The organism is uncultured Dysosmobacter sp. (genome assembly GCF_947631635.1).
Taxonomy (GTDB): domain Bacteria; phylum Bacillota; class Clostridia; order Oscillospirales; family Oscillospiraceae; genus Oscillibacter.
This window is the reverse complement of record NZ_CANRMB010000027.1, coordinates 39172-50634: the sequence shown is the minus strand read 5'-3', so window position 1 is coordinate 50634 and position 11463 is coordinate 39172. Positions and strand designations below refer to the sequence as shown.

Sequence of the window (11463 nt, the reverse complement as noted above, 5' to 3'; positions counted from 1 at the left end):
ATTGGCGATTTTCATCCGGCCAAAATTGGCGATTTTCGCCCGGCCCGGAATGGCGATTTTCGCCCGGCGCTAACAGCATTTTGCAAACATGGGGCAAAGGGGAGATGGTGTGCAGAATATACAGGGTTCTGCCTGAAATGCTGGTTGGCTGGAACATTGCGGACAGGCCGCCAGCTTTGCTAAGCTAAAAACAGAAAGGGCGGATACGACAATAGAACCTGTAAAATACCCGACAATATTGGACATGTTGCACAGAGAAGCTCCGTATATGCCCTTGGAGTTTACTGATACCCAGTATCAATAAGGAGGATGCTATGAATTTTTACACTATGCTGCAGAAGAAGCAAGAAGTGGGGGCACCTGTTCGGGTAGGCCTGATCGGCGCAGGCAAGTTTGGAACAATGTACCTCTCCCAGGTCCGAAAAGTACCGGGCATCCACCTGGTAGGCATTGCGGAGCTGAATATCCCCCGTGCATTTGCCAGCCTGAAGCGGACGAAATGGCCGGATAGTCAAGTCAATGCAAAGTCACTGGAGGAGGCGTACAAGACAGGAAAAACCTGTGTGATCAACAGTGCCGACGAATTGATCGCATCGCCGTTCACAGAGGTGATCATCGACTGCACGGGCATTGCAGAACTGGGCGTGCAGACCTCCTTAAACTGCTTCAAATACGGAAAGCATATCGTAAATGTGAATGTGGAGGCAGATATTCTGGCTGGTCCCATTTTGGCGAAGCGCGCAAAAGAGGCTGGAGTTGTCTATTCACTGGCATATGGTGATCAGCCCGCCGAGATCTGCGAAATGGTCGACTGGGCTAGGACTGCGGGATTTGAGGTTGTTTGTGCAGGAAAGGGCACGCGTTTCCAGCCGCAGTACCATCAGTCCACACCGGAAACGATCTGGGGTTACTATGGGATTCCGGCCGAACACGCCGAGAAAAGCGGCATGAATCCAAAACTGTTTAACTCTTTCCTGGATGGCACGAAGTCCGCTATCGAAATGGCGTGTGTATCGAACTGCACTGGCCTGCTTCCACCTGTGGATGGTTTGAAATTCCCTGCTTGCGGTGCAGACCATCTGCCGCGCCTGCTTAAGCCAAAAGCTGATGGCGGTATTTTGGACCACAGCGGTATGGTTGAAGTCGTTGCCAGCGAGGAGCGTGATGGCCGTCCGGTTTTCCGTGATTTACGTTTCGGAATCTATGTGACCTTAAAGGGCGACTCTGAATACATGCAGGACTGCTATCGGGAATACGGCATGGTCACCGATGAGACGGGCGAGTACACCAGCCTTTACCGGCCAAACCATATGATCGGTCTCGAACTGAATATTTCTGTTGCATCTATCGGCACGCGGCGCGAGCCTACCGGCTGCCCCAGGGCCTTTAACGCAGATGTGGTCGCTGTTGCAAAGTTTGACATCCCGGCAGGTACGATTTTGGATGGAGAGGGCGGCTATTATGTATATGGCGAGGCGGTTCCTGCAAAAACCTCTGTCCAGAATGCCCTGCTGCCTTTGAATTTCAGTGCGAATAAACGTGTGCTGCGGGATATCAAGGCCGGTGAATTCCTTACGTATAACGATGTTGAATATGATCAGAACTGCTTGACCATGCAGCTCAGGCGGGAAATGGCTGAACTGGTGAAATAAACATCCATAGCTGCTGAGATTTGAGGACATACATTGAGGATAAATAGAAAAGGAAGGTAGAATTATGAAAAAGATGTTTTCGCTGATCCTATCCACGTTGATGCTGATGACCATCCTGGCCGGCTGCGGCGGAAAGACCTCTGCTGATACTCCGAATCCCTCTGATCCTCAACCGACTGCTGGAGAAGCTGAATATGTCTGGAAGATGGCGCTGAACTCTTCAGAAGGCGACAATGCCTATGATATGGGTGCCGCGTTTGCGGAAAAGATCACAGAGCTGACAGGCGGCAAAGTAAAAGTTGAACTGTACGGCGGCGCGGCATTGGGATCTACTTCCGAAGTCCTGGAGGGGATGAGCTATGGCGTGGCGGACTGCATGGTGGAGTCAGTTTCTATCATGGCGTCCTTCAGCCCAAAGGCCAATATTGACGTGTTCCCCTTCATTTACTCTGGATTTGACCACTGGAAAGCCGTCTGGAGCGGCGATTTAGGGCAGGAGATCAAGGATGCCGTCGGCGAGGAGTCTGGGTTCAAGCTGCTGGGAGCTACATACCGGAACCCCCGTATCGTCTGTGCAACCTATGAAATGAAGGATATCAAAGACTTTGCGGGCTTTAAAATCCGTGTCCCCAACCAGCCCGCTTATATCAAGACCTGGGAATGGCTGAAGGCGGCTCCTACCCCCATGGCAATGAACGAAGTGTATACCGCTTTGCAGCAGAAAACCGTTGACGGCCAGGAAAATCCCATTCAGGACTCTAAAAACTATGCGTTCGACGAGGTCTGCAAATATTGGATCAAGACGAATCATGCGTATGGTACGAACGTGGTGATTATGTCTCAGGACTATTTCAACTCACTGCCTGCAGACATTCAGGATGCCTGTGTGGAAGCTGCGGATTATGCCAGTGAGGTTGTTACAAATGCCGCGCTGGATCTCGCGTCTGAGACGGAAAAGGCTCTTGTTGAAGAGGGATGCACGGTCATTGAGATCGATACCCCGGCCTTTATCGAATATTTTGACGGATTTGCTGAGGCGAATTTCCCCGACCTGGTGGATTGGGCCAACCAGATCAAAGCCCTGGACCCCAATGCATAAAAAATACGCTTCCTGAAACGGGGAAACCTGGTTCACATGAGTTGAGGTGACAACATGATATTGCAGATATACAGCAAGTTTATGGATGTCATTGCGAAAATCGAAAAAGTGTTCCTTGCGGTCACAGGCGTTCTGTTAGTCGCGGTGGTTTTGTACCAGGTGATCCTGCGGTATTGCTTTACTGCGGCAAATGCTTGGTCTGAGGAACTTGCACGGTACATTTTTATCTATGACGCATTGATCGCATCCGCACTGGCGATTCAAAAGAATACACATTTGCAGGTGGATTTCCTGATCAATACTCTGAAGCCCAAGGCGCGCTGCATCTCCAACATCATATCGACGCTGATCGGCATGGTATTTTTGGTGTTCCTGTTTTCCTACTCGCTGACGCTGTGCACGGCATCCTCCGCGAATATGTCCGCGGGCCTGGGCGTGTCCATGATGGTCCCGTATACATGCATTCCCATCGGGTCCATTTTGATGCTGCTGGCGTCCATTGAGGTGGTGCTGAAGAATATTGACCAACTCAAAAAACTGAAGGCGGAGGGGGGGACGCGCGAATGAATCCAGGCTTGATTGTGATCATCTGCCTGCTGGTGCTTTCGTTTCTGGGACTGCCGATCTATCTGGCGTTAGGCATTGGCGCGCTGATCTCTCTAAATATTGCGGACATGCCGCTGATCGTGTTGCCGCAAAAGCTGTTTGGCGGGATGAACTCGGCATCTCTGCTGGCGATCCCTCTGTTCATTTTGGCGGGAAACATCATGTCCCGAACGATCACAAAGAAATTGGTGGATGTGGCAAATGCGGTATTTGGACAGGTACGAGGGAGTTTGGCTGTTGTTACAGTTGCGGCGTCCGCTCTGTTTGGCGCGATTTCAGGTTCCGGAGTTGCCACGGCTTCAGCAATTGGCGGCATGATGATCCCCGCAATGAAGGGAGACGACTATCCTGACCACTTCGCGGCTGCGGTTTCCGGTATGGCGGCCTGCTTAGGACCGATCATTCCGCCGTCTATCACCCTGATCGTATATGCAAACTGTGTGACAAACCTCTCTGTTTCCAAACTGTTTATTGGTTCCGCGCTTCCCGGGATTGTGCTGGCCGCGTCTCTGATCATATACTGCATGATCTATGGCAAGCGCCACAAATTGCCGTCTCACAAACGGATGGGCGGCAAGGAAGTGCTGAAAACATTCAAAGCGAGTATCTGGGCACTGTTGATGCCTGTGATCATTCTGGGCGGCATTTTCGGCGGCATTTTTACGGCATCCGAATCCGCTGCGGTGGCAGTGGCCTATGCGCTGATCGTCAGTTTCTTCATCTACAGGGATATGTCCCTAAAAGAGTTTTATGAAGTCCTGGTGGACAGCGCCCTGGGTTCTACGACGATCCTGATGCTGATGGGGCTTTCCAAAGTGACAAGCTATGTGGTAACGACCTCTGGGCTGCCGCAGCAGATCCTCACGCTGTTCCGCAGTATTACAGACAGTAAGATCGTCATCCTTCTGCTGCTGAATGTCCTGTTCCTGGTGATCGGCATGCTGATGGAAGCCAATGCGGCCATTGTCATGATGACGCCGCTGCTGCTCCCGCTGCTGACAGCCTATGGGATCGACCCGCTGACCTTTGGCATCATGATGAGCTTCAACCTCTGCATCGGCTTGGTAACGCCTCCTGTCGGCATGTGCCTGCTGATGACCAACCAGACTGCGGGCGCAAATTTCATCAAGACCCTGAAGTCGGCCCTGCCGCTGATCGCAATTGGCGTTGTGGTTCTGCTTCTGGTCACATATGCGCCGTTTATGACGACCTGGCTGCCTTCGCTGATCGATTAAAAAGAAAAGCGCAGCTAATCAATGATGGGCTGTATCGATTTGGCGTTTGGTCGATACAGCCCAATCTTCATATTGGGAGGATATATGCAATGAACACAAACAAAGTGGTGATGGCGGGGACGGGCATCATGGGCGCGTCTCTCTGCCAGGTGTACGCCCTGGCCGGATACGAGACCTGGGGCTATGACGCGTTTGAGGCCGGTATCGAAAATGGCAAGCACCTCATCGCGCTGAACCAGGAGACCATGGTCAAGGAGGGACTCATCACCAAGGAAGAGTCCGAGGCGGCTGTTGCCCGCATCCACTTCACCCAGGACAAAGAGGTGTTCCGGGACTGCTGCCTGGTGGTGGAGAGCACGGTGGAACGCATGGACATCAAGCAAGGCTTCTTCCGGGAGATCTCCGAGATCACCCCCAAGGAGGCCCTGCTGGCCACCAATACCTCCGGCCTGCACATCACCGAGATCGCCGAGGCCTGCAAATACCCTGAGCGGTTCATGGGCCAGCACTGGCTCAATCCGCCTCACCTGCTGCCCCTGTGCGAGATCATCGCCGGAGAGAAGACCAGTCCCGAGAACGTCCAGAAGATGCGCAAGCTGGTGGAGGGCCTGGGCAAGCAGCCTGTCGTCGTCGGCGACATCAACGGCTTCATCATCAACCGCATCCAGTTCGCCGTCCTGCGGGAGGCCCTCCACATCGTGGAGATCGGCGCCGCCACCTATGAGGACGTGGACACCGTTCTGAAGGCGGGCATGGGCCTGCGTTACGCGGTTCTGGGCCCCTTCGGCGTGGCGGACCACGGCGGCATCCATACCTTTGACCATATCTCCAGCTATCTGAACGCGGATCTGGCCGACGACAAGGTGGAGAGCCCTGTTCTGAAGAAGATGGTGGAGGAAGGCAAGCTGGGTGTGAAGAGCGGAAAGGGCTTCTACGACTACTCCGGCGATAAGGCCGACGAGGCCATCCGGGAGCGGGACCGCATGTACATCGAGCTGGCCAAGGTCCTGTATTTCAACAAGAAGAAGTAAGGAGGAGAAGCATGCGTAGTGATTTGATGAAGAGCGGTGTGGACCGCATTCCCCATCGGGCATTATTTCGTGCCCTGGGTCTGACGGACGAGGAGCTGTCCCGCCCCATCATCGGCGTGGTCAGCGCCAAGAATGAGATCATCCCCGGCCATATGCATCTGGACAAGATCGCCGAGGCGGTGAAGGCCGGCATCCGCATGGCCGGCGGCACCCCCATCGAGTTCCCCGCCATCGGCGTGTGCGACGGCATCGCCATGAACCACGAGGGCATGTTCTTCTCCCTGCCCAGCCGGGAGCACATCGCGGACTCTGTAGAGATCATGGCCAACGCCCACCCCTTTGACGGTCTGGTGTTCATCCCCAACTGCGACAAGATCGTGCCCGGCATGATCATGGCCGCCCTACGGGTGAATGTGCCTGCCATCTTCTGCTCCGGCGGCCCCATGATGCCCGGCAGGGCCAACGGCAAAAAGGTGGCGCTGACGGATGCCTTTGAGGCTCCCGGCGCCGTGCGCACCGGCAAGATGACGGGGCGCGAGGCACAGGAGCTGGTCGAGCACTCCTGCCCCGGCTGCGGCTCCTGCGCGGGCATGTTCACCGCCAACTCCATGAACTGCATGACGGAGATCCTGGGCCTGGGCCTACCCGGCAACGGCACCATTCCCGCCGTGGAAAGTCAGCGCATTTTGCTGGCCAAGCACGCGGGCATGAAGATCCTGGATCTGGTCCGGGACAACATCTGCCCCCGGGATATCGTGACGGAGAAGGCCATCAAGAACGGTCTGGCCGCCGATATGGCCCTGGGCTGCTCCACCAACACCATGCTGCACCTGCCCGCCATCGCTCATGAGGCCGGTGTGGCCTTCGATCTGAACGGCGTCAACGATGTCAGTGACAATGTTCCCCATCTGGTAAAGCTGAATCCCGCCGGAGTGCACTGCCTGGTTGATCTGAACAGCGCCGGCGGCCTGAGCGCCGTGATGAAACGCCTGCACGATATGGGCCTCATCGACCCCACTGCCAGGACCGTGGACGGCACCTGGGCGGACCGTATCGCCAGGGCGGAGATCATGGACGAGGACGTGATCCGCGACCGGGAGCACGCCTACTCCCAGACCGGCGGCCTGGCGGTGCTGTACGGCAACCTGGCGCCCGACGGCGCTGTGGTGAAGAAGGGCGCGGTGCTGCCGGAGATGATGGTCCACACCGGCCCTGCCAAGTGTTTTGACAGCGAGGAGGCCTGCTGTGAGGGCCTGTATGCGGGCAAGGTAGTTTCCGGAGATGTGGTGGTGGTCCGCTATGAGGGTCCCAAGGGCGGCCCCGGCATGCGGGAGATGCTGTCTCCCACTGCAGCGCTGGCAGGCATGGGCCTGGACTCCACCTGCGCACTGGTGACGGACGGCCGGTTCTCCGGCGTGAGCCGGGGCGCGTCCATCGGCCACGTCTCTCCCGAGGCGGCGGCGGGCGGCTTGATGGCGTACATCCAGGACGGCGACCAGATCGCCATCGACATTCCCAACCACTCCATCCAGCTGCTGGTCTCCGACGAGGAGATCGAGGCCCGCAAGGCCAAGACCGTTCCCCAGCCCCCCAAGCAGGTCTCCGGCTACCTCAAGCGCTACCGCGCTATGGTCACCTCTGCCAATATGGGCGCGATCCTGGATGACGAAGCGCTGTAAACTGCGTTTAATTAGAAAGGAAATATTTATGAAATATTACGGAACACAATTGGATGAGAAGGCCATTGACCAGACTGCCGCCATGATGGCGGCGGCCATCCGGACCGCTCCGAAATCCTGTGGAGCGGACACCTTAGAAACCGTCGTCGTAGATGGTGAGGACAAGGAGAGGCTTGCTGAAATCATGTGCGTCCTGGCCAAGGAAACCGGCATGGATTTTTATAGTCGGGACGCGGAGAATGTACGCAAAGCCCAGTGTGTGGTACTGGCCGGCGCCATTGCATCCTATATGGCAACACCTCACTGCAGCTATTGTGGTATGAAAAACTGCGGCGAAGCCAGAGCAAACGGCGTGACCTGCGCCTTTTCCGGGGTCAACCTCGGTATCGCTCTGGGATCTGCAGTGAGCATCGCTGCAGGTTGCCGGGTGGATAATCGGATTATGTTCAGCGTCGGTAAGGCAGCCATCCGGGGAAACTTCTTCCAGCGGAAGATCACACTGGCCTATGGTATTCCTCTGTCGGTCTCAGGAAAGAGTATTTTCTACGACCGGAATATGGTGTCCATTTCAAAGCCAATTTTTGTGGACTGAGTGTCCTCATTTTCCGAAGATCGAGGTCCGCAAGATCAAACGATTTCTCAGAAAGGCCATCACACTGGAAAAGGCCCCGTTTGAGCCGGTGCCCATGAAGGAACTGGCAAATCTGAAAAGCATCCAAAAGAAATGTACGGACGCCGAGCTGCAAGCCGCTTATGACGCTGCGCTGGAGATCGTCACGCCGCTGACGAAAAAGTCCACGGAAGAGCAGCTGTATGGAATCGCCCGGGAGCTCCGCAGGCTGTTTGACAGCGGCATGTCCTATTCCACCGACACGCCCCATTACAATGACCCCTATGGCTATTTTGTGCTGAAGACCGCTTCCTGCGCAGGCTGCACCTGGGCGACGGGCCTGTGCCTGAACATTTTGGGCATCCCGTACGAACATGTGAATGAGAACCAGTGGGGCCACCAGTGGTGCCGGGTGAATATCGGCGGCAGCTACTGGATCTGCGACGCCTACGGCCTCTATTGCGGCGAGGAACCCGGACCCTACCAGCACCCCTGGCTCTGAGCGTTTCATACCTCCGCTCTGCCGGTATCTCCGACTCCGTGTGTTTCTGGAGGAGTCCCGTGGCTGGAAAGACCGTATACATAAGTCCCCCGCAGGCCATGAAGGCTCTGCGGGGGACTTTTAAACCGGATGTAACTGGGCGGCCGGGTCAGGCGGCGGAGGTCGGGGCGATATGCGCGGCGAGAATGGAGAGGAATTGCGTCACGGTTGGCGCATGGAGAAGCCGCCTCCGGGCGATCTCACAGAGCAGGTCCGGATGCTTGTCCCACACGGCCGCTACCAGCCGCCGGATGTTGCGCTCCACAGCTTTCCAGTTGGTGCGGTACTGCCGGGCCACCTCGGGATACAGCCATTTGGTCACCATCAGCAGGGCCTGAGGCTGTTCCACGGCAAGGCGCACCGCGTAGGCAGTCTGAAAAAAGCTGGTGGAGGTGGCCGATGCGCCCAGCTGGTACAAAAGGCTGTAAATCTCCACCGTCAGGTTCTCGTTTTCAAGCAACATCATGGCCGTCGATCCTTTCCAGCGCAGCGCCGATCGCTTTCAGAAGCTGGAGAATGGCTTCGTCCGACAGCTGCCTTGTGAAAAAGAAAAACGTCAGCAGAGAACAGCTGTAAACCTTGCGTTCCAGATCGGAATAGGAGCGGGGATCGATCCGGAGCTGTTCGGCCATGGCCTCCTGGGACAGGTCTTTGCTCCTGCGGAATTGCTTGATCCTATCGGCCATAAAGTTTTTCGAGGCTTCCCTGTAGAGTTCACGCAGTTCGTTCATTGAAAAATTTCCCCTTTTTTCGACAATTTACGGGGAAATTTTAATGAGCGCTGCCGGTCTGCACCACGAGGCGTACCTCCTGGCGCAGTCAAAGATATCCGCGGGCCAGCCGCGAATCAAACCTCCTTTCTGAAAAATCACCGGGGCAGCAAGGATCACTTGGCGCCCCAGTGGCTTGGCGGATGCTTTTCGCTTTGGGCGTCCAAGTTGGCAGAAAACCCACATAGAAAAACTTCCCCTAATACATGATTTTTAGAAAAAGGGAAAAGGTAACGTGGTCTGCCAAATTTTCCCAAACGCCCAAATCTTTACATTATTTTTGGCGATATTTTACAAAAAAATGACCTGGAATAAATTTTTTTCGTGCTGTCAGGATATTCCCATTTTTACTTGAGGGAAATATAATTTTACTATCAGGACTAGTGAGGGATAAGACTATGGAAAGAGATCCACTGGCGGTTTTGATGGGACAGAACATCCTGCATTTTCGGAAGGCCGCCCACCTGACGCAAGCCCAGCTGGCGGAGAGGATCAACGTTGGAACGACCTTTATCTCCCGGGTGGAGCGCGGTGAAAAATTCGTGAGCATCAAAGTTTTGCAGGCGCTGGCGGAGACCTTTCACGTGAGCTATGACGCGCTGCTCCGGGGGCCGGAGCACAACGCCGGCATCCATAATATCCAGGTGATGCTGGAAGGCCGCTCCAAAGATTACCTGGCATGGGTGGAGGAGATCCTCCGGGCCTGTGCGGACTATCCCAGCAAATAAGCCATGCCAACCCTGGCGTGATCCGGCCTCTGCCCCTGTTAAGGGAGAACGCAAGGAAAGGAGGATGCTGTATGGACTCTGGGCAGGATTGGTTTGACAAGATCTATTTGAAATATTACCCCAAAATGTTCAATGCCGCCATGCGTATCGTGTGGGACCGCCAGCTTGCGGAGGATATCGTACAGAGTACGTTCGAGACACTTTTGCTGAACTATGATAAGGTCCGGAACTACGAGAATATATGGGGATGGCTGCTCAAGACGGTGACCAACAAGTCGAAGAACGAGATCAACAGGGCCTGCAACAGACGGGAGGTCAGCATTGAAACGATGTATAAGCTGGCCGCCGATGATCCATACGAGCATGACAATTTCCTTGAGGCGCTGCCGCGGGAGCTGAGCGAAGAAGAGAAGCGGATGCTGTATCTGCACTATGCAGTGGGCTTTAAGCATACGGAGATCGCCAAAGAACTGGGCTGTACCGCAAGTGCCAGCAAGATGCGGCTCCACCGGGCCAAGGTCCACTATCAAGAATTGATAGAAAATTCTTCCGGATGATCCGTTACTTTCGACGGGTCTCGACAAATAGAAAGGTTAGGAGGTGCAAGAGATGCCTGATGCCGGAATGGACCCGGTGCTCGGCAGAGCCGGCGACGATTCTACGCAAATTCAAAGTCATCTGAACGATACCCGGGAGCAGCTGCTGGACGAGCTGGCAGACCTTCTGTTCCAGGACCCGGATGGAGACGTGGATACAGACCAGCTGGACGCCCTGCTGGAGAAGCTGGATGAAGCGGACCCTCTGCCCGAGCCCCCTGATCCGCAGGAGAGTCTGGAGCAGTTCCATCGGAGGCACGCGGACCTGTTTGCGGCCATGGAGGCCGAATCTGCCGGGACACCTGTTTCATCTCCTGAAAAGAAACGTTCCAAACGGAAATTTCTCAAGTTTTTGCCCATTGCCGCAGTGGTGGTCGTGCTTTTTGGCGCTGTGACAGCTCATGCAGACTGGGGTATCTGGAATATTGTTGTTCGTATTACCTCTGAAATATTCCAAATCGGCGGAAGTTCCGCGGACTATGCCATAATCCGTACGAATCCCCTGGAAGAGGGGGAACAGGCATCTTATGATACTTTGCAGGAGGCTGTGGATGCTTTTGGGATTGATGCGCCTATTGTTCCGCATGAGATACCAGAACAGTTTGAGCTTACAGAAGTAGTGGCTGCTAATGAGTATGGGAAAATTTTGATTCGAGCAGACTATGTAAGTAATGATGAAGTATTGCAGATTAGATATAAAGAAGTAGGGAACGAGGATTTTAGCAGCCTCGAAATAGATGATCCTGATGTAAAGACATATTTTGAAGGTGGAATAAAGCACTATTTACTATCTGACTTGGGACGCCAAAAGGCGTTCTGGAAAAATGGTGAATTAGAATGTCGCATATCTGGAATGGTTTCTGAAAAGGAGATAAAAATGATTATTAACTCTATTTATGAAGGAGAATGACAAAAA

At 54.5% G+C, this 11463-nt stretch carries 14 protein-coding genes; 12 read left to right on the top strand and 2 right to left on the bottom strand.

Going from position 1 to position 11463, the window contains the following annotated elements; genetic code table 11:
* The 9 genes from Q0Z71_RS12885 to Q0Z71_RS12845 form a co-directional block, all read left to right on the top strand.
* Positions 1-183 (top strand): hypothetical protein (locus Q0Z71_RS12885; protein WP_298023397.1); only part of this gene is annotated, 183 nt, incomplete at its 5' end.
* A gap of 131 nt (positions 184-314) precedes the next feature.
* Positions 315-1652, top strand: coding sequence for an NAD(P)H-dependent oxidoreductase (locus tag Q0Z71_RS12880; RefSeq protein WP_298023393.1), 1338 nt, complete (start codon positions 315-317; stop codon positions 1650-1652).
* Between the two features lie 64 nt (positions 1653-1716).
* Positions 1717-2751 (top strand): TRAP transporter substrate-binding protein, encoded by a 1035-nt coding sequence (locus tag Q0Z71_RS12875; RefSeq protein WP_298023390.1) that lies wholly within the window; start codon positions 1717-1719, stop codon positions 2749-2751.
* A 54-nt stretch (positions 2752-2805) separates the two neighbouring features.
* On the top strand, positions 2806-3318 hold the full coding sequence (locus Q0Z71_RS12870) for a TRAP transporter small permease (RefSeq protein WP_298023387.1): 513 nt from the start codon (positions 2806-2808) through the stop codon (positions 3316-3318).
* Positions 3315-4592, top strand: a complete 1278-nt coding sequence (locus tag Q0Z71_RS12865; protein WP_298023384.1) for a TRAP transporter large permease — start codon at positions 3315-3317, stop codon at positions 4590-4592. The genes Q0Z71_RS12870 and Q0Z71_RS12865 overlap by 4 nt, the downstream gene beginning before the upstream one ends.
* Before the next feature lie 89 nt (positions 4593-4681).
* Positions 4682-5623, top strand: coding sequence for a 3-hydroxyacyl-CoA dehydrogenase family protein (locus Q0Z71_RS12860; protein WP_298023381.1), 942 nt, complete (start codon positions 4682-4684; stop codon positions 5621-5623).
* Positions 5624-5634: 11 nt separating this feature from the next.
* Entirely contained in the window at positions 5635-7302 is a 1668-nt protein-coding gene (ilvD, locus tag Q0Z71_RS12855; RefSeq protein WP_298023378.1) for a dihydroxy-acid dehydratase, read from the top strand.
* Positions 7286-7894, top strand: a complete 609-nt coding sequence (locus tag Q0Z71_RS12850; protein ID WP_298023375.1) for a ferredoxin domain-containing protein — start codon at positions 7286-7288, stop codon at positions 7892-7894. Before ilvD ends, Q0Z71_RS12850 begins: the two co-directional genes overlap by 17 nt.
* 94 nt (positions 7895-7988) lie before the next feature.
* The gene (locus tag Q0Z71_RS12845) at positions 7989-8414 is read left to right on the top strand and encodes a hypothetical protein (protein WP_298023372.1); all 426 of its coding nucleotides are present in this window, start codon (positions 7989-7991) and stop codon (positions 8412-8414) included.
* Between the two features lie 148 nt (positions 8415-8562).
* Here the strand turns inward: Q0Z71_RS12845 and Q0Z71_RS12840 are convergent, their stop codons facing one another.
* Positions 8563-8919 carry a sporulation initiation factor Spo0A C-terminal domain-containing protein gene (locus Q0Z71_RS12840; protein ID WP_298023369.1) on the bottom strand — a complete coding sequence of 119 codons (357 nt, stop codon included), beginning with the start codon at positions 8917-8919 and terminating at the stop codon, positions 8563-8565.
* Entirely contained in the window at positions 8906-9184 is a 279-nt protein-coding gene (locus tag Q0Z71_RS12835; RefSeq protein WP_298023366.1) for a helix-turn-helix transcriptional regulator, read from the bottom strand. The genes Q0Z71_RS12840 and Q0Z71_RS12835 overlap by 14 nt, the downstream gene beginning before the upstream one ends.
* A gap of 437 nt (positions 9185-9621) precedes the next feature.
* Between Q0Z71_RS12835 and Q0Z71_RS12830 the strand changes: the two genes are divergently transcribed.
* The 3 genes from Q0Z71_RS12830 (at position 9622) to Q0Z71_RS12820 (ending at position 11457) form a co-directional block, all read left to right on the top strand.
* Entirely contained in the window at positions 9622-9951 is a 330-nt protein-coding gene (locus Q0Z71_RS12830; RefSeq protein ID WP_298023363.1) for a helix-turn-helix domain-containing protein, read from the top strand.
* A gap of 71 nt (positions 9952-10022) precedes the next feature.
* Positions 10023-10508: an RNA polymerase sigma factor gene (locus tag Q0Z71_RS12825; protein ID WP_298023360.1), complete on the top strand. Its 486-nt coding sequence runs from the start codon at positions 10023-10025 to the stop codon at positions 10506-10508.
* Between the two features lie 52 nt (positions 10509-10560).
* Positions 10561-11457 (top strand): DUF4367 domain-containing protein, encoded by an 897-nt coding sequence (locus Q0Z71_RS12820; protein WP_298023357.1) that lies wholly within the window; start codon positions 10561-10563, stop codon positions 11455-11457.
* Positions 11458-11463: the final 6 nt, after the last annotated feature.